This is a genomic window from Haladaptatus sp. R4, from assembly GCF_001625445.1.
Taxonomy (GTDB): Archaea; Halobacteriota; Halobacteria; order Halobacteriales; family Haladaptataceae; genus Haladaptatus.
Genome location: NZ_LWHG01000028.1, coordinates 263,475 through 282,326, shown reverse-complemented (window position 1 = coordinate 282,326; position 18,852 = coordinate 263,475). Strand labels below are relative to the sequence as shown.

Annotated in this window: 16 protein-coding genes and 1 tRNA gene; 9 read left to right on the top strand and 8 right to left on the bottom strand. The window is 50.4% G+C overall.

Annotated elements, in window-relative coordinates; all coding sequences use genetic code 11:
• Window positions 1-17 precede the first annotated feature (17 nt).
• A complete protein-coding gene (locus A4G99_RS16445; RefSeq protein ID WP_066145983.1) occupies window positions 18-1,934 on the bottom strand; it encodes a DHH family phosphoesterase in 1,917 nt (638 codons plus the stop codon).
• A 128-nt stretch (window positions 1,935-2,062) separates the two neighbouring features.
• On the opposite strand from A4G99_RS16445, the gene A4G99_RS16440 reads away from it, so the two are divergent.
• The 3 genes from A4G99_RS16440 to A4G99_RS16430 all read left to right on the top strand — a co-directional run bounded on the left by A4G99_RS16440 (window position 2,063) and on the right by A4G99_RS16430 (window position 3,513).
• The gene (locus A4G99_RS16440; protein ID WP_066145980.1) at window positions 2,063-2,551 is read left to right on the top strand and encodes a Mov34/MPN/PAD-1 family protein; all 489 of its coding nucleotides are present in this window, start codon (window positions 2,063-2,065) and stop codon (window positions 2,549-2,551) included.
• Window positions 2,548-2,979: an adenylyltransferase/cytidyltransferase family protein gene (locus A4G99_RS16435; RefSeq protein ID WP_066145977.1), complete on the top strand. Its 432-nt coding sequence runs from the start codon at window positions 2,548-2,550 to the stop codon at window positions 2,977-2,979. The genes A4G99_RS16440 and A4G99_RS16435 overlap by 4 nt, the downstream gene beginning before the upstream one ends.
• Before the next feature lie 96 nt (window positions 2,980-3,075).
• A complete protein-coding gene (locus A4G99_RS16430; RefSeq protein WP_066145974.1) occupies window positions 3,076-3,513 on the top strand; it encodes a plastocyanin/azurin family copper-binding protein in 438 nt (145 codons plus the stop codon).
• Between the two features lie 51 nt (window positions 3,514-3,564).
• Here the strand turns inward: A4G99_RS16430 and A4G99_RS16425 are convergent, their stop codons facing one another.
• The 3 genes from A4G99_RS16425 to A4G99_RS16410 all read right to left on the bottom strand — a co-directional run bounded on the left by A4G99_RS16425 (window position 3,565) and on the right by A4G99_RS16410 (window position 6,107).
• Window positions 3,565-4,200: a 30S ribosomal protein S3ae gene (locus A4G99_RS16425; RefSeq protein WP_066145971.1), complete on the bottom strand. Its 636-nt coding sequence runs from the start codon at window positions 4,198-4,200 to the stop codon at window positions 3,565-3,567.
• Window positions 4,193-4,432, bottom strand: coding sequence for a KEOPS complex subunit Pcc1 (locus A4G99_RS16420; protein WP_066145968.1), 240 nt, complete (start codon window positions 4,430-4,432; stop codon window positions 4,193-4,195). The genes A4G99_RS16425 and A4G99_RS16420 overlap by 8 nt, the downstream gene beginning before the upstream one ends.
• A 1,210-nt stretch (window positions 4,433-5,642) precedes the next feature.
• Complete coding sequence (locus A4G99_RS16410; protein WP_066145966.1) at window positions 5,643-6,107, bottom strand: 30S ribosomal protein S15; 465 nt, start codon at window positions 6,105-6,107, stop codon at window positions 5,643-5,645.
• A 724-nt stretch (window positions 6,108-6,831) separates the two neighbouring features.
• On the opposite strand from A4G99_RS16410, the gene A4G99_RS16400 reads away from it, so the two are divergent.
• From A4G99_RS16400 to A4G99_RS16385, 3 genes are all read left to right on the top strand, one after another.
• Window positions 6,832-6,903, top strand: a tRNA-Ala gene (locus A4G99_RS16400).
• A 693-nt stretch (window positions 6,904-7,596) separates the two neighbouring features.
• Window positions 7,597-8,103 carry a hypothetical protein gene (locus tag A4G99_RS16390; RefSeq protein ID WP_066145956.1) on the top strand — a complete coding sequence of 169 codons (507 nt, stop codon included), beginning with the start codon at window positions 7,597-7,599 and terminating at the stop codon, window positions 8,101-8,103.
• 2,049 nt (window positions 8,104-10,152) lie between these two features.
• On the top strand, window positions 10,153-11,370 hold the full coding sequence (locus A4G99_RS16385; RefSeq protein ID WP_150123134.1) for a hypothetical protein: 1,218 nt from the start codon (window positions 10,153-10,155) through the stop codon (window positions 11,368-11,370).
• A 26-nt stretch (window positions 11,371-11,396) separates the two neighbouring features.
• On the opposite strand, the gene A4G99_RS16380 is transcribed toward A4G99_RS16385, so the two are convergent.
• The gene (locus tag A4G99_RS16380) at window positions 11,397-11,837 is read right to left on the bottom strand and encodes a hypothetical protein (RefSeq protein ID WP_150123133.1); all 441 of its coding nucleotides are present in this window, start codon (window positions 11,835-11,837) and stop codon (window positions 11,397-11,399) included.
• 261 nt (window positions 11,838-12,098) lie between these two features.
• Here A4G99_RS16380 and A4G99_RS16375 point away from each other — a divergent pair, with 261 nt between their 5' ends.
• Window positions 12,099-12,626, top strand: a complete 528-nt coding sequence (locus A4G99_RS16375) for a hypothetical protein (RefSeq protein WP_066145946.1) — start codon at window positions 12,099-12,101, stop codon at window positions 12,624-12,626.
• Window positions 12,627-12,673: 47 nt separating this feature from the next.
• On the opposite strand, the gene A4G99_RS25245 is transcribed toward A4G99_RS16375, so the two are convergent.
• Both A4G99_RS25245 and A4G99_RS25240 read right to left on the bottom strand, forming a co-directional pair.
• Window positions 12,674-13,051, bottom strand: coding sequence for a hypothetical protein (locus A4G99_RS25245; RefSeq protein ID WP_150123132.1), 378 nt, complete (start codon window positions 13,049-13,051; stop codon window positions 12,674-12,676).
• A gap of 495 nt (window positions 13,052-13,546) precedes the next feature.
• Complete coding sequence (locus A4G99_RS25240; protein ID WP_190303787.1) at window positions 13,547-14,014, bottom strand: hypothetical protein; 468 nt, start codon at window positions 14,012-14,014, stop codon at window positions 13,547-13,549.
• Between the two features lie 150 nt (window positions 14,015-14,164).
• Between A4G99_RS25240 and A4G99_RS16365 the strand changes: the two genes are divergently transcribed.
• Window positions 14,165-14,938 carry a hypothetical protein gene (locus A4G99_RS16365; RefSeq protein ID WP_066145941.1) on the top strand — a complete coding sequence of 258 codons (774 nt, stop codon included), beginning with the start codon at window positions 14,165-14,167 and terminating at the stop codon, window positions 14,936-14,938.
• 1,364 nt (window positions 14,939-16,302) lie between these two features.
• Here A4G99_RS16365 and A4G99_RS16360 read toward each other — a convergent pair.
• Window positions 16,303-16,890: a hypothetical protein gene (locus tag A4G99_RS16360; RefSeq protein ID WP_066145938.1), complete on the bottom strand. Its 588-nt coding sequence runs from the start codon at window positions 16,888-16,890 to the stop codon at window positions 16,303-16,305.
• A gap of 1,158 nt (window positions 16,891-18,048) precedes the next feature.
• On the opposite strand from A4G99_RS16360, the gene A4G99_RS16350 reads away from it, so the two are divergent.
• On the top strand, window positions 18,049-18,831 hold the full coding sequence (locus tag A4G99_RS16350) for a DUF4145 domain-containing protein (RefSeq protein ID WP_150123130.1): 783 nt from the start codon (window positions 18,049-18,051) through the stop codon (window positions 18,829-18,831).
• The last annotated feature ends 21 nt before the right edge of the window (window positions 18,832-18,852 follow it).

The following is an 18,852-nucleotide window of genomic DNA, read 5'->3' as shown; positions in this document are numbered from 1 at the left end:
GTGATCTCAGTTCGGTTTCAGTCGTCCTGCTGGTGTCCGACCGTCGTGCTCTGGAGTTCCTCGTCGAGTTCCGCGTCGGCCATCTTCTCGACGAGCGCGTCGAGCACCTGCTCTCGCATTCCCTTGACGAACTTGATGCTCCCGACGACGAGGTGGCCGCCACCGCTGACGCCACCGCCGACGACTTCCTCGTTGAGTTCGGTGACCATTTCGGGGATGTCGAGTCGGACGCCGTCACTGCGGAGGACGGCGAAATCCGGTCCGTAGCCGATGGTGATGACGGGTTCGCCCGTCTCCTTCACCTTGCGGTCGTGGATTTCGCCGGTCGTCTTCCCCGGTGGCGGGTAGGTGAATCGGTACGCGTGGTTTTCGACGTCCACGCGGTACAGATGTGCCTCGCTCGCCAGTCGTTCGTGTTTGACGTGGGGCATCGCGGCGTCGAGTTGTTTTTCGGTGTCCGCCTCGGCGCGCTCGGAGAGGAACGTGACGAGTTCGCGGTGGCGCTCCTCGTCGTCACAATCGACGTTCAGAACGTCGTTGATGAGGTTGCGTCCGGGGTCGTACTTGAGCCAGAACGCGCCGTAATCGAGCGCCTCGCCCATGTCGGTGAGGAACTCCTCGGAGTAGCCCTCCGATTCGGCCAGTTCGACGTAGTCGGTCATCGCGTCCGCCTTGGAGCGGTCCGAGATTCCGGCGACGGCGGGAACGTGACGGAGTTCGTCCGTGATGTCCGGCGAGATCATCCGCGCGAGTTCGACGCACATCATACCCGTCGTGATGCGGTAATCCTCGTCGTAGAGGTACGGGTTGACGTGGCCGTCGATGTACGGGTCCACCGCTTCCGGGTCGGGGTGGTGGTGGTCGACCACGAGAATCGGGATATCGTAGTGGGCGAGGTTCGCGTAGGCCGGAACGTCCTCCTCGGTGCTCCCGTTGTCGAGCATGAGCAAGAGGGGGAGTTTCTGTCCGTGTCGTGCCTGGTCTTCGAGCGCGAAGTTCAGGTCACGGGTCACGTCCTCCATCTCGTAGAACGGTGCCTTGCTCGGCAGGCGCTTGAAGAGGTGGCGCTTGGCCTCGGGCGCTTGGTGGGTCTCCTCGATGAACCGCTTCAGCGCGAGTTCGACCGGGAGGCTGGCACACATGCCGTCGCCGTCGGCGTGGTGACGGACTCGAATCGGGCGGCTTTCGAGCACCGTTCGGCGGAGCTGTTTTGCGATCTCTCGGAGGTCGGGGAACAACTGTTCGAGGGCGGGCCACTCGATGAGGGGTTCGGTCTCGTGGGGTTCCGCACGTTCGTCCAGCGCCGTTTCGATCCGGTCGCTGACGACGGCCTTTTCGTCGCCTTCCAACGCGGTGAGTGACGTGACTTCGACTTGGAGGGAGCCTTCGCGTTCTTCGACGACGCCGACGAGGTGAACGATGTCCTCGATTTCGATTTCGGGATGTGCGCGGACGCCCGCTTCCTCGAAGGCGGCACACGGGACGACGCCCGTGGGGTCGCTGACGTGGAAGATGGTCGGACCGCCGGTCTGTTTGATCTGGACGACTTCGCCTTCGAGGTGAACGGTATCGCCGACTTGGTCGGCGAGGTTCCCCGTTTCGGCGACTTCGTACTCGTGAGCGACGGCGACGGTTTCGGCGTCGTCTACGTCTACGTCGACCGGCGTGAAACTCAAGTCGCCGTTCTCACGCACTTCGAGGAGTTCGACGACGAGACTGTCATCGACATCGTAGTCAGTAGAGAGGTTCGATTCGTGAACGAGACCCGAGACAGAGTCCGAAAGGTCGACGAACACACCATAATCGACGACGCCGTTGACGACGGCGTGGTATCGTTCGCCCTCGGAAATATCAGAGAGGGTGCAATCCGCCGCGAGTTCGTAAACGACGGGATTACCCGGTCCATCACCGGGGTCAGTATCAGCGGGATTCATCTTGTGCGTCTCTTCGGCCGCACTATTTTTAACGCTTTGCAACTGGCTTCCCTTCGGAAGATCGCCCGTGACCGTCCGGCCTCCGGTCCTTCGTAACGCTTAGAACGCGGGCGGTCGGAGTGTAGCGTATGCGGTTGTTCCGGTCGAACGAAATTCTTGGTATCGCGGAAGGTGCGTTGACGTTCGCACTCGAAGCGTCCCGCGATGCCTATCCGAACGAGTACATGGGCTATCTCCGTGGCGAGGAGGCGAGAAACCTCGGTCTCGATCGCGACGGATTGGTCATCACCGACGTACTCGTCATGCCCGGCACCGAATCGAACAGCGTCAGCGCGACGGTGAAGACGAGCACCATCCCGAACGACATCAGGGCGGTCGGATCGGTACACTCACACCCGAACGGCGTGCTCCGCCCGAGCGATACCGATCTGGGGACGTTTCAGAAAGGTACCGTTCACATCATCATCGGCGCACCGTACGAGCGAAACGACTGGCAAGCGTTCGACAGGGAGGGGAACCCCCAGAAACTCGACGTTCTCGACGTCGAACTTCCGGAGGCGGAATCGTTCTTCGACTTTACGCAGGCGGACATCGACGAGGAGTTGAGAGACCAGTGACACACGTACTCGCACAAGGAACCTTCGACATTCTACACCCCGGCCACGTTCACTACCTCCGCGACGCCGCGGGGATGGGCGACAGACTATCGGTCATTATCGCACGCCGGGAGAACGTAACACACAAACAACGACCGATCCTTTCCAACCGACAGCGGCGGGACATGATCGACGCGCTCGGTGTCGTAGACGATGCGCTCGTCGGTCATCCCGAGGACATCTTCGCTCCCATCGAGGAACTCAACCCCGACATCATCGTGTTGGGATACGACCAGCATCACGACGATGCGGCCATCGAGGCGGAACTGGATCGGCGTGGCATCGACTGCGTGGTTCGGCGTGCGTCGCCGCTCGACCCCGACAACGACGACGATGAACTCCTCTCGACCGGACGCATTATCGACCGGATTTGCGAAGAACGCTGCTGACAGGGTGGTTCGGGCGGAATGTTTCCCTATTGATAGTACGACGACGATGAGCGACGTTTCGAGAGACATATACGCCGGGCAATCCGAACCCACTGTATGAACCGCCGAGCGTTTTTAGCCGGGGTCGTCGGCGCGACATCAGTCACCTTGGCAGGGTGTTCGAGCGTCCTGAACATGGGTTCCGAATCGCGGTCGATGGGCGGTGACTTCGACATCGGAACGAGTTCGATGGACTTCCATCCGGAAAAATTCACGGCGACGGTCGGGGACACCGTCGTCTGGAAGAACACGGGGATGCGCCAGCACACCGTCACCGCCTACGAGAACCTCATTCCGGACGATACCGAGTACTTCGCCTCCGGCGGGTTCGATTCCGAGCAGGCCGCCCGCGACGGGTGGAACAACGGCAAAGGCGGAATTCTTCAAGGCCGGACGTACGAACACACGTTCGAGGTTCCCGGAGAGTATCCCTACCTCTGTATCCCCCACGAGTCGAGGGGGATGGTCGGTACTATCGTCGTGAAAGAGAAGTAACTCCGTCCCGTCTCGCTGTATTTTCAAAAAACGAAAATCGAACCGTCGCGTTTAGACTTCGGCTTCTTCTTCGTCCACGTCCACGGAGGTTTCCTCTTCCTCGGCAACCTCTTCGGGGTGGGCTTCCAACGTCGCCTTCTGGATTTCGACGCGGCGGAGCGGGTAAATCGTCTTCGCCTCGCCGTAAATCGCGCTGGACAGGCGACCCTCGACGACGCCGTCGAGGAGGTCCTGGAAGGTGTGTTCCTGTGCGGTCTCCTGCACGATGTCGATCATCGTGCGGCGGATGGCCTTCTCCTGGCTGTGGTCCGCCTTCTTCGTCGTGAACGCGACTGGCTGGATCTGGACGCGGTAGTCGTCCGAGGTCAGCACCGTGATGTACGCCTCGACTTTCGAGGCACCGCGTCGCACGAGGCTACGCAGGTAGTCGCGGGTGAGTTCGTGTCGGACGAACTCCGTGTACGCGGAGTCGCTACCCACGTCGTTGATCTTGAAGGTCAACTTCGTGTTGTTTTCGCTGGCGTTGTTCGTCAGTTCGCCAAGCGTCGTTTCGATGGTGCGGCCGAGCACCTTGTCCGGTTCGTCTGCGGGGGTCGTTCCAAGCTCCTCTCGATCGAACTGCTCGGGAGCGAGAACGGAGTACCACCGCTTTTCCTGTGATTTCTTCGAGACTGATCGTTCACTCATAGTTGGTGTTAGTGTGTTGGTTTGCCGTTTGTACTACCTGTGCTGCCACCGAGAGGTTCACGACGTAATCGTCGATGGTCGTCTGGAGACCGCCGGTCGTCTCGCGTTCGATGGTCGTCGTAATCGTTCCGTCCTCCACGCTCGTGTCGATTTCGGGCGTGTTGTCGGGGACGACCGCCGCCGCGATGTGCTCGGCGTCCTCCAGTTCCGTGTGGATCGTCGCTCGTCTCATACTGCCTCCCGGAACGCCGAAAGGAACTCCTTCGCGTCCGCGTCGAACCGCGCATAGCCGCGCCGTCTGCTTCCCGTTCCGTCGCCGCCGAGCCGGGAGCCAACCGTTCGCATGGCGTTCCCGAGATCGACGAGGTCCGGATTCGAATCGAACCCGCGGTCGAATTCGACTGCGAATTGGATTGCGAATCCGAATCGTCGATGCCGCGGTCACCGACCGCAACCGCGGCGGCTTCGTCGTCGGTGACGACCAGCGCGATCGGCTCCGGCGATCTGAAATCGCCGAGCAGTCGCGCCGCCGTCACGACCGGTACGTCGTCCGTTCGGGCGACGAACAGGCCGTCGTACCGACCCGTCGTCGCGTTCCGGAGCACCGCGTGGGCCGCCGTCGAGTGCGTGCGCCACGCGTCGAGCGCGGGCGCACGGGCGTCGTGACCCAATGCCAGCGCGATGCCGGTTCCGGGCTGCTCCTGGGCAACCGCGTCGAGAACGTCGGCGTAACCGCCGAGCGTCGCGAACGGGTAGTCGTCACCGAGTTCGTACGGGCGAAGCGCCCGTTGGACGGTCTCGCCCGCTCGCGGCGTCGCGCCCTCCGGTCCGGCGACCGAGAGCGCGACGAGCGAGGCTATCTTTCGGTGGGCGTCGTCGTCCAGTTCGACCGGTAAGTCGAGTTCGGCGAGTTCGGCTTGCACCGCCCCGGCGTTGCCGGAAAATCCGGCGTGCAGGAGCGTCGAATGGGCCACCCCGTCGGCGACGTCTTCGGTCGGCGTCGAAACGCCGGGCCGTCGCGTGAGGTCCGCCCTGTCGAGCAACCGTGCGGTGTCACCCGCGCCGGGCGAGACGCCAGCGGCCACGGCACCGGCGAGTGCCAGCACCGGGTCGGGCGACCCACCGAGTTCGGTCGCGATGTCGAACGCGACGACGCTCGTCGGTCGCGTGTGTTCGGGGAGCGTGACGTTCCCACCCGGTGCGCCGACCGTCACGACGAGTTCGTCGTCACCGGCGTCGGCGCGATGGGCGGGGAACGAGGTTGCACTCACCTGGAACGGGATACCGGCAGTCGCGCAGGCACGTGCGAGGAGACCGCCTGCCGCGAGCGCGTCACCGTCCGCGTGCGCGACGATCCGAACGAAGTCGGCGTCGCGGAGCGTGGCGGCGATGTCGCTCGCGGAGAGGGCGTCCTCGCCTGCGGTTCGGCCGGACGTGGACATCTATTCGAGGAGTTCCACTTGGTAGTCGTAGGTGTACGTGAAGTCCTCGTCGAGCTTGTCGCCGCGGTAGTAGTTGACGAGGCGGCGAACCTTCGACTCGGTGTTCTGCAGTGCGCGCTTGTTCTGTTTGTCCTGTGGGTTCTCGTCGACGTGCTCGCGCAGCCGAACGGCGCGCTCCATCAGGTTTTCGAGGTCTTCCGGCAGGTCGCTACCTGCGTCGTTCTCTTCGAGAATCTCGGTCACTTTCTTGCCCGTGACGAGCTTCACGTTGGGGACGGGCGTGCCGGTCACACCCTCGTCGCGGAGTTTCCCCCCGATCTGACTCGGGCTGAAACCGTCCTCCGCGAGTTCGACGACGCGGTCTTCCACGTCGTCGGCATCTACGTCGCTCCACTCCGGTGGTTCGTCTGCCACAGGTCGGTCCGAACCGGACGACCCACGGCGTCGCGTGTGCATTCGTGCCATAGTTGAGGATAGGAACTGCACGAGCCGCGAGAGTGCTGGCGATGGGTACCGCCAGATGTGACAGCAATCACAAACCGTGACGCTTGTCACCTTGCACGTCCGCAATCCCAAGCCGTGAAATCTCACGACGCGTCGGATTTGCGGCTGTGCCGTTCCCTACGGGTCATTTTCGTTTTTATGGGTTAAAGGGTTTCGAATACGACTTTCGGCGCGAGGATTGGGACGACGAGGAAAGGATAGATTTCGTCCAGTCCGTCCAGCCGGATGGCGCGCGCTGACGAGGTGGCGAGGATAGCGAGGTTTCGCAGAAACCTCGAAGCGAGCGGCAACGTTGCCGAGCGTTGCTCGGCAGGCAGCCAGACAGGGTCTGGCGACGCCCGCGAGCCAGCGGTCATCCGAGCCGCCTCGTCAGAATCGTGCGAGGGATGACGACTGAGGAGCGCTAGCGACGAGGGAAGAATCGGTTGGGGAGGCATGTGGACGGTTGCGGTGGCGGTGTGGGGTGGGACTTCTGAAAGACTTCGTCTTTCAACTCCCTGCTCGTTCCTCGCGGGGATGAAAGGGGCCGCGAGCGGGCGGAGGCTTTCGAAGTCTGCCTCTCAGCAGTTGCAGTCGAAGTAGTCTCAACGTTTTCTCGTAGCGAGTGGTGTGTCACACCGCCGCGGGGTGGCATTGATTTCGAGAGGTTTATCAATGGTCGCACGGAAGTAGTGAATGCAGACGCGGGCTCGTAGATCAGTGGTAGATCACTCCCTTGGCATGGGAGAGGCCCCGGGTTCAAATCCCGGCGAGTCCACTTCTCTTTCACTCCATACACAAGGAGCAGCAGGCAGCCGATTTTAGCCTATAACGCGTCCATGCGCATCTCGTGTCGGAGTGACTTTCACTCGCACTTAGCTGGATTTTTCACTCGCACTCTTTGAAGGCGAACAGTAGTCATTACTAGTTTTTGCGTGTTAGTTCTTGTGCCTGTAGATAGCACGGCTCGGCGAAGTTGCCCGCCAACGCTGGGAAGGGGAGTGGTTGTCATAGCAGGGAGGGTATTTGAACACAGTGAGCCAGCCACTCACCACCAGAAAAACTCGCCTCCTGTACTGGCTCCTGCTTGAATACGCCAGTATTCATACCGATACAGATGACAGAACAATAACATTTATCTCGGAGAACAGTATCTAAAGGGATGTACCAAACTCGCTCAAAACAGCGAGGAAGAGGGTAACAATGAGGATTAGCACAAACCACATCTCAATAGCTACGGCTATGCTGCTCGTAACAAACGCACTACTCACCGCTCTCCTAATTTGGCAACAAATTGGGTGGGTGATTGTCAATAATCTTTCAATCATCATCATGTCGGTTAATACTGGGATATCGGCAGCACAACTTGCCGCCGTGATGAGCAGGCGTTGAGTTTGAGCACGGTGAGATACTAGTACATCCCAGATATGAATCAAATCATTCAAATGCTGGTGGGAAAATATTAGAAATAATGGATGATTGTGTGAAACGGTTATTGAGGTGGTTCTCCTCTGACAAAGATTATGGAGAGGAGATAAACATTGTTGAAGTGGAATATCAAAATAATTTGGAACACTTTTTAGCAAAGGCTCTAAAAGACCGTCTATACAGTTGGTACTCTGTGGTATACGGTGTTCTGATTATCTTTATAGTAATTGATTTTTTGAACCATTCCTCAAGATTCCTACAGACTTATGGTCTCGTTTATGATGTTGTTGGTGCTACTATTCTCGCCCGCGGTCTATTTCGAGGTGAGCAAGAAATCATCTTTGATATACAAGAGAAAAATCTAGGTCCAAAAGCGGAAATTGCCGAACAAAGGTACGATAGCATGTCAATAACAGTTGAGATGCTTAATACTGCGGACGGTATTTTCGGCGTTATATTTCTAGTGACTGGGTTTATATTTCAGATAGTGAGTTCACTTCCAAACTCCTTATTTAAGGAAATAGCCCATTATATTATTTCTGCAATTTGACCTAGCGCTTCTGCCGTTTTCTCGGGTGAATCAGGCCATATCGGTAATTCTCTAAAATTCGGACAGAATCAAGGAGGTGGTGGTTGTCGCTAATAATCGCCAGAGGGCGGCGATGTGTCTACTGCTCCATGGGGTTTATTTCCTATATATGACTGAGGATAATTTTTTCGAAGCGCGCCGGGGGGAAATTGCCAAATCTCAAGTCGTATCTCCCGAGAGGGTAGAATTGCTCGTGATGAGTTCATGCGCAATCACCAGAAGTAGCTGATACGGCTTTCTATTATTAATTTTATATAAAATCATAACAACTCCATAGCCATAGCTACATCATTTAGTATGACACATGATAACATGAATAGTCACAAATCCCATTTCGGATATCTGGCCATATATCTGTGCAGAAACCCAAACTTTTAAGTACCCGTAGCTATTAAGTGCATTCATACGAAGATAATATTAAACTTTTCGCTCCCGGCAATCGACACGCGTCGCTGTCGGGAACTAAGAAAGGTGGCTTTGGAAAGCACACCCAAGAAAGGATGTTACATTTCTTTCTTGGTGCCCGAACTATAAAAAAGTTTCGGTTTGGCGAAAATAACTTTGTGCTTCGCCAAAGCAAGTTAGCATTCCGGCATTATTACGGAAAAGCCATCTTGTCGATAAACGGCAGAATGGAGATGGAGGAATGGTGTTCCTCCGAGAGTACCTCTCAATTGAGGGGGAAAGATGCAGCGAATCAAGGTCACTCGAAAGGGTGAACGGGCCTTTTCATTGGCCTGACAACTATTCTGAAGTTGATTTCCCGAGACAGGGGACAACTGTGGGAGGCACACAGAAACGAACCTGTCTCACCGAGGGTGAATGCGGCGAAAGCACGCTATAGTGAGCATAACTAGGGCCGGGTACAAGTGGTGACACTCTCGAAAAATAACATAAAGAAGCAAGGACAGGCAGGACAGTGACCATGACAGCATTTCTCTAAACGAAGAGAGAGCACACACGAGACATGCGCCAGTTGGCAGCATCAGGACGTGCGCGTGACGACAACCACCGCGGCGTTATGAACGCATCATCCTCCACGACGAGGACCGCGTGAATCACAGACCCTCGATGGCAGCATCACCGCTGTGGTATGTTGGATGGCTCATATCGGAGTTGGCAGCATCTCAGCGACGATATGGCAGCGAGCATTGCTCCGTGGTGGACAGCAACCCATCGCGCGGTGGATGACAGCAGCCCAAAACACGGGGTCTTTGGTGAACACAGAGAGCGGCTTATTCTCCAGCAGACCACATCAAGGACATCCCCCGAGACCACCGCCCCGATAGACGCCTTGGTGGTGCTCCGCCACCCAAAACGGCACCCAGTGAGAGACCAAGGCGATGATATGAGACCGCATCACCCATGGTCAAGTTAGATGCCGCGACATCCTCCTGTGAGCAGTCGGATGAAGTGAACCCCGACAGTTGGCCGACAGACCACACAAGGACTGTGATGATGTCCCGTTGCTGGGCCGCACTGTGTTCAAAAAAAGACCAAGAGAGCATCACACCCTCACCCAACAGACATGGAAATGCGGCACACCCAACCGTCCACAGACACGAGTTAGACACCCACCACTCACCGAAGTAGTGACTTTTTAAGCCACCCCTCTGTCGATTTTAGGAGATATAACTAACACTCATATTGCGATACATCGAGGAAGCTGTAATGGCTTTACAGTTCGATGGTTACTCCATCAAATTATATGAATAATTCACCGATAAGTTTTTATGGCAAGGAATAGTAATTAATCATATGTCTACTGTATCGAGCGAGCAAACGTCTCTCTCCGATTTCGGCCTAGAACACCCATATCATTGCGATGATTGCGGCAAAGGGTTTTACAGTCAATTCATCCTCTCGACTGTGCACAATTGCGGCAACCAAAAACGTGAGGAATCTTATTATACTGATGAGTTGCTCCGGTGGGCTGGTTTTGGGCCTCATTCTGTTTACTGCTCAATATAATAGCTAGGATTTAATTCCCCAGAGACCATTGAATTGGATATGCTCGACTCTCTAAAAGAGCTAATTCTAAACAATATATCCTTTATAGCGTCGTTTGTCTCTCTTTCGGGGCTAATTGCGTTAGTAGGTAGCATATATAAAAGAGTTGCCAAACCTAAAGTAGTCGTGGAGATGGAGTGGGATAAGGCACGAGAATATCGAGATGTGATAAACGTTGTTCCACGATTACAAATAATCAACAAAGGCTACTCTCAGGCAGAGGATACGCATGTCACACTTATTACAGAAGATTGGAGGTTTCATTCGGATGAAGAACCGATTGAACCAGAATCAAATCGTGAAATTCGTTATAATATGACCCCATATATGGCCTCCGACAGAACAAAGCATGAAATAGCGATAAATAATGTCCTATCCAGAAAAGATAAGTTTCATATCCACCTTGCGAAGGCAGCGTTTGAGAAAAATAGAACATACGCCGCCAAATATATCGTGGCTTGTAAAGGGCAACGTCCAAAAACGGGCTACATTGACATCAAAACGACAAACAACAGCGCGACTGTGGAGCATCATCCCTACTCAAATCGCCCACAAGTCACCAAATATCTCAAAAGAAAAATCAAAGATATGTTCTCTTCGGAGCCATATGTGTATCTCTTTGGCGATGAATTGCATGTTTTCGAAAACGGCGTTGTTTTTACTGCATTTGCGAAATGCAAGGGAAATCAGCGAATTGACATTGCTGATTTGACCATTTCACTATATGAAGATGCGATAGCTCCTGAGAAACAGTTTGACAGTTATGAATATGCGTGCAAGATGTTGGAGCCTGGGGAGAGGCATCAAATTATATTACCCCTCAATATCGGCGATAGGAACATACATGATGTGAAATACTCTATAGAACAGGACACATCCTGTGGGAATAAGGAAAAGTTAGATGATGTAACATACGACATAGATACCGACTGGATATTAAATGACTGGGATGGAGTGGGTAAGCCAGCTACGCCGTTAGAACTAACGGTATCAAATGACTATTCGATGACTACGTGCCATTGCTTTGTCAACATCAAGTTTTATGATGAATCTGATACTGTTGTTTTTGTGTCTAGTGACTATATCGAACTGAATCCCGAAACATCGAAACAGGTGCATGTGAATGACCTACGTGATGAACAGTTGCTTGAGCAAATCGTGGATTATGACGTACTCATTACGGGGAACCCTATCGTTCTTGTTGAAGATAGACCCTAGGCTAAGCAACGGGAAATTGAGAGTAATTAGGAAGGAATGACGACTTTAGCAATTTGAAAAATGATAGCTAGCAGATATATTCCAATGCCCAATACACTATAATACCGTTTTTGCTTTGCATCTCTTCTCTCCTGTTGCTTATCTAGGTAGTTTGTGTACGGGTCAATCTTACGTATGAGTCCCTCTATTGTGACATGAATCTCTTCTCCATCGAATTCTATTTGATTAGTCCCAGCACCACGCCGACCTTTGGAGATAGTGGACGGTTCTCCGTGATACTCAATATAATGTTTGATGAAGTTCACGATTAGTTTATACGATGGGTCTCCTTTTCGAATGGTTTCCCCATCCCTCAGACGACTAATAGGGGTCCCAATTTGCTCCTTAAACATTTCTGGATTCTCAAGACAATTGTTTGTCCCAAAGCTCGGAATTATTGAGGGAATGGCGAGTGTAAGCGTTCCCACTACACTGAGTCCGATGGTGAGCAACGAAAATATAAGCGGAGGTGAGCAATTCCCCCACAAGCTACAATCTCCCCAGAGAATACCGCTACTAATGAGAGCAACAACTATCCACGTAACAATTATTTTCCGAAGTGAAAGATGATACATTTGTCATTGCTTGTTGGCTGTCCCACTTAATCTCAGTGGGATTTGATTAAACACACTGCGACACAGCAACTCACCATATCTTTTTGACGATGCTTGAGATAATATGATACAATAATGACTACCTGGTTTCAGATTCTATCTGCCATAGCTATTCCCCTGCTTGGTATCCTCATTGGTGGGTATTTTAAATGGCTCTGGGAGCAGGATTCTATCCAAGACCGTGGAGCAGCACTTAGAGACGAGTTTGTGGGGAGACAATTTGGTGAGGGAGCTGCTCTATTCGAGGTGCACTCTATTTCCACCCAACAAATCCCACCAAAAGGGTGGAAAGGGAAAGCAAAGATGTGGAGTCCATGGCATCGAGAGTTAAACGGGTGGACTATTGTACGAATTCACTCCCAAAAAATGCCTTTCACAGAGATGTGGGAGTATATGGAGTCAGGCGACTTTTTCGACGGTGAAACACCTGTCCTCAAACATGAGGGTACAAAGCCAATTGGTGATTTCCAAACGGCATCAGACATCTGGATTAAATCAGTGAACAGTAAGGATGTTCGTGAGAGTTTGGAAGAGGTGCCGGAATATATTCGATATGTGATAAAGGAGGTACCACTTGATGCAATCAAGAAACAGCCATTTTAACGCTTAGATATCACCATGTGGTATAAGGCTGGGTGAAAAATCTTCGCCTACGTTTGGGCGGCGTCTTTAACGCCGAGTTGGTATGCCGTGAGCACTCGTTTGGCAATATCCTCAGTATCACGCTTTTCGTCCACAACAACGAGGAATTGGCCTAGCATTTGGTGGAGATACCCCTTCTGTGTGTATGATTGTCCGTGTTTGTCACGTAGGTGCGTTAGTGCTGGTGTTACGTCAACTTCGCCAGATTCATCGATGGTAGCATGTTCTTCGAGCACTGGGACGCACTCTTTCTGTTTTGGGGTTCCGGGGTCTTTGATACGTTTGAGGTATGGGTCAGTCGTTTCTTCGAAATCCAAAAGGGACTCCAATTTCGAGACATCTTCTTTGTTATTCTCTTGTCCGAGAGTTGGGTCAAATTCAGCCACATACTAACATCAACAATCTATTTAAAAAGCATTGTGGAAATTTGTGTGGGTTCGTCTATATTATCTGTCATATAGTGTATTCTATATTTCCGGAAGTCTAAGCTATTTTTCAGCCAAATTTTAAAATCGAAATAACATCCTTTCCCCACGGACAAATAATATATAATCTAATTGATGAGTTTATTCCACGCGTAGAATGGTAATATCGTCAGTCTCAGTCGGCCCTAGCTATATGCGATTTCGATTCGGCGCGTTATAAAAAACATTGACATAAACCCGTATCCATCGGGGATGGTATGACCACAACGTGAGGATGGTTGGGTGGTGGTTGCCGTTGCCGCACTGTGTTCAAGAGGACCTTAAGGTATCACACCCCCATCCAACAGACATGGGAATGCGAAACACCCGACCGTTTCCGTACGCTAGTTAGACTCCCATCACACACACACACACTGAAATAGTGACTTCAATTGGCCACTGTATGGAATTTTCTGCTCATGAGCAACCCTTGTTTTCGACGCTTTGCCATTCAGATAAACTAGATGCGTCCCATTCACCAACAGGTAGAGCTTGGATAACTACACTCCCAACTTCGGCAGGCTGTTTCCCGATGAGAGATTCAAACTCAAAACTTTTCGTGCTCCCTGGTTTGAGTTGTAGATTGTCGCTTTTACCTACCTTACCGGCCTCATTACCGTCTTTATCCAATATGGTTAGACTCTTGACACGCACTACTTGCTCTTTTGCTCCGAGAACCTCCACGACAACACGAGCTTTAGTATTGTACGCATCACGTGAGCCAACATAATTTGAGTCAACGATAGTTGCACCACGCACGTCTATTGGGCGCTCACTATTCTCACAAGAGGGAAGCCCCCACTTTCCGTTTCCTTCATTGCTCTCCTCTCCGCTAAGAACCCCAGTGCATCCCGCGAGTCCAGTAGTTATCGTCCCGAGAGCCATCGAATTGAGGAGTGTTCTCCTATTCATGACAGTGTATCGTATTTACTGGAAGTAAAACTACATTCATTCTATCGTTCACATCCATGATGAAATCTTCTCAGAATTTCCCAAAAGGTTATCACTCATGGAAATGCTATTCTTACTGAAGAAATGGTTCAGGTAAAGTTGCGGATGGGAGAAATTGAAGCCGACGAATCACTGCCTAATCTTGATGCTATGGAGCAGAAAGTTGAGAATGCGGAGATACAAGGCGGTAGGGGTAACAGACGATATGCCCAACACATCCACAAGACCGACGACTATCTCTATTTCTACTTTACGAAAGAGGTGGCAGAGGAGAGGCAGCAGTTCACTGAAGGCGAAGATGGGGAAGACATTGTCCAGGTGGGAGATGCCTACTTTGCACGAGACATGCAGTTCCTCCTTCGTGATGATGGATACTACGCCTTCCAGTCAAGGCAAGGTGTATATGGGGAAGATGCAATTGACCACATTCTCCATGACACAGATATAATCAATCTCAATTGTTCGAGACAAGAGACATTCCCCCCAGAGTGGATGCAGTCGTTCTACTATAATACTCATCTTATTCGGAAAATTAAGCTCAAGGGTATTGGTGAAAACGACACTGATGGTCTCGACGAAGAAATCATTGAATTAGTTGATGGAATAAGTGAACCAACAAGACTTGTTCAATTCAGCACGTCAGGTCGAGATAATAATTTGCGAGGTACTACAATAATTGATGCCCTTGCAGAAGTATCCAACCTAGACAAAGTTAGTGCAAAGGATGCAGAAGGGAACGTGAGGAAGCTCAGCCGACAGGGACGCCTCACTATCACTTATCCCGATGACCTTGACCACGAAGGACAAGCAGAGCGAATATACAATGCTACGGAGGAAATCTTAGGAAACATCAATTGAAATAGCACGTTATCAAGTAACACATCCAATCACTCCTACCAGGAATTTACTCTACCAACTGTTTTGATATTGCTATCCTCCAGCACCCTGTGCATGATGTCAGAAAAATCAAATCTTTAATCCAGGCCATTTTTGGCTCATATATTTTTTGAGACGGAGGTGTTTACAACCACTAAAATCCCGGAAATCCACGCGTAGAATGGTGATATCGTCAGTCTCAGTCGGCCCTTTTTATATATGCTGAAAAGTCGAATGCGTTTATAAAAAAGATGGCATAAACATGCATCAATCGGGGATGCGATTTTATCATCGGAGTGTGCACGACATTGGCCTGGTTGAGTCCGCGTGAAAATATGTACTTTAGTTATATAATATTGTCTTTGGAAAGCTATGCCTGCCACTAGTGATTTTGGATTATTAAGCACAAACAGATTTTGGTTAATATCCTTCAGTGACAGCATTGCCTGACTCACACTGCTATTTTGACGAAATGAGGATGTTGTCGCTCTGGATGCAGTCCAGTTTCAATTCTAAGGTGGCTAGCTTGCGTGCTGTGGCGATTTGTATCACTGTGAGAGGTATGCATCATCTCACGATATAATTCCACTTAGGATAGCGCACAGAGCCGTCTAATTAAAATGGACTATATGATGAATGAGGCAGTATAGCTGACACTACATTCCAGTGTTCACCACTAAAGAGTTACAGCAGCCCATATTATAGGTTATGGAGGCTGTTCCATTACATTGTTGATTTTTGAACACACTCAACAGAGTATAACAGCCATTACATAACCAAGTGGCATGATACAGTATTGGTTATTGAACACAGAGAGCAGCAGTATCACAGCACAGCTACAGTAACGCCACAGCGAACAGCACAGCAACACAGCTACAGCTATACAGCTACAGCTCTCTGCTATCACCTACCTCCAAAAGGTATGTAATACCCCAAAAGGTTCCTTCCTCTTTCATCTCATTGGGGAAGGTGGCGGTGGCAGTCTCCAGCAACCAGAGGACACTACATCAGATGTAATTTAATATCCACCAGTTTAGACAGCATATTCCTTTTGAATCATAATGTCGAGAAATGACTGGATAGAACATTACCAAGAGTTATTTTCTCCCGGCGAGAGATATGGTGCTAAGCACCGGAGTATTCTTTATCATTTTAGATAAATATCGGGGAGAAACTAATATTAGTGTGCCATCTACTGGTTATAATTTCAAAAAGAAACCAAGACCTACGTATTGATGTGGGAAATTAAATTAGAGCTGTAATTAATCTCGTGGCAACGTCGTATTAGTGGCCCGTTGTGGTCTCCGTGTGTTTAAGCTAACAAAAAGTAGCCAAACTAAGTCAGTTCAAGGAGGCAGGATAATATCTATTCCACGTTTTAGTGCATAAGCTCCAAGCTGCAGGGCGATTTGCTCACTGTATCCTTTGGCCCTTTCATATAATTCCTGCAATCGAGAGGCATCCGGATTGTCCTCTTCCATTTCGTCTTGATATTGTTCAACTAGGTCTCGCAACTCTTCCTTCTCATCATCCATCATGGGTTGCATATCAACCATCTCAATGATATTCTCAATACCAACAGATTGCTCAACTTGTTGATTTTGCTGTAGATGAATCGTGGCAAAGCTGTCTGAATTGGCAGGCTCTCGAAAATCGTTGGTGTCCATACTCAAAACGTCGGCTATTTTTAGGCAGTTTTGTTTCACTTGTTGCACATCTTGAGGATGAATACTACTATGCCTTCCAGACATCTCAACGACCGAGATTGATTGAATCACAGTGTTTTCTGGATATTCTTGTTGATATTGTTCCAAAAGCTCATTGAATTCCTTTACTAATATCGTTCCTACATTGTGAGTATCGCCTCGGTTCTGGGCGGATTGGCACTCATCGAAAAGACGTTTAAGGGTTTTTGCGAGATACTCATTGACCATAGGATTTTATATCTCATTCTACTATTTAATCACTAGCATCAGCTGACATGAGGTGGAAAGAATCGTTACATTTATGAAAATCCAAATTATATTTAAAATAAGTTTAAACTTGTCCTCTACCAGTAATAATATATGGAAAACCATAATGAATACTATTCTCCAGCTATTTTTAGTGCTCACAAAAATTTTGGGTAAGTTCCCTTTATGCCGTCGGGTGATTTTCCGGAAAACTGCGCTCAGACTGGAGATATTTCTGGAGTCACTCGGCCCCCTGATATTATATGGACGGGACCGGCGCGTTATAAAAAAACTGCATGAAATGGTTTCTCTCGGGGATGGCATCATCAGAACATGACGATGTTGGGTGGTGGCGAAGCGAGTTGGCGGCGCGTGTGTTTAACACAGTGGGGGAGCAGGACTCCACGCCGCACTTTGCTTTTAACCGACCATGGGAATTGATTTGATAATTATCCTGGGGCTACTCTTCGAGGAAGCCAAAAATACCGGAAAATAGTTCCGGAACCACCCGCCCCACTGGGGGACCACCGCTTCCAGTGCCCATTTCTTTAAGTGAGGCACACACTCCACTCATGCCAGTGCCAGGAACTAATAGGAATGGCATTAATATTATATATCCTGATGAACCTCCCGTCAAACTTTGTTGAGCCGGGATTTATCCAGCAAATCGCTTAAACCGTTGGCGATTGTTTTTGTATGATGCTGTCGGGAGTGGAATAGCGGCGACTGGCGATTTGTCTCGACCATGTTGCTGCCTGCCTTCACGCCTTGACAGCGGTGGGTTGAGATGGGGTCAAACCTGTCTCTACCATTACTCTCAAGAGATGACTATCTTGGAGTTTAACGGCACAAAATATCAAAATGGTTAGATTTACCACCCGGAACCAGCCATGCCAGTGGTTGTCTCTTTAAGTCAAAGACACACTCCACTCATGCCAGTGCCGAGAATTCGCTGACATGAAATACGTCGTGCGCGGTAGTTGCTGCGGCTCTCTGTGTTCAACAACTCTCACAAGAGAAATAACAAATATGCATTCTTCTCCACTCCCACTCATACGGAGTGGACGTGATTGTTAGGAATTAATGAAAGAGTATATAACCAAGATGTAGCTAACACCAAACAATCCGTTCATAAACACGATGTCCACCAATGAAAGTGAATCAAGAGAGATGTTAAGAGAGAAAATTGAAGGCAATCAGAAAGAATTCTTCACCCATATATTACGGTATTGTTATGAATATGATGAAGAAGATTTAGAGGATGCCGAGAAACAATTCGATATAGCAAGAGGAGAAGCCATGGCTGTTTCTGGTACATTTAGCGAAATTAAGGAACACATCCAATGGGAATTGAAAACAAAAGGGAGAAAATTTGTGCTTACTGCTATCTTGGGACAGATGTATCACTTAATTGGCTACGAGAATCGCCATAAGGTGTTAACTATGGTCGAAATAAGTGAAGTAGAAGAACATACTGATAACAGACGACCTCTAGAGGCCATTATCCGGTTCTGCTCATACCTGGATAATCTTCTAAAAGAGGAAAATAACGAGAGCGATAGTAAACTATATTATCGAATCCAGACTGCGTCAGATGAAGAACTGTTTACAGAGGAACAAGAGAAACTAGCACAATTCATTAGAGATGTTCGAAATGATGCTAGCCATAATTTTTGGATTGAAACAGAGATGAGCTATGCAATCCATGACTTTGCGGCTATATCCTCAATTACGTTCCTTGAGAAGCTCCTTCATCAGATAGGTGTCACAAAATGGCATGTAGAATCTCGTATTAGCATAGAAAACGCCCTAAGAGTAATTGAAGAAGAATTTGAGTTTGATTGGGACCCTGATGAACGTGAATGGTGTAACGGTCCCCGAGAAAAGTATGTACATATAGTGGAATGGGAAGACCCAGAATAAAACGATTTACTGCCTATGGTG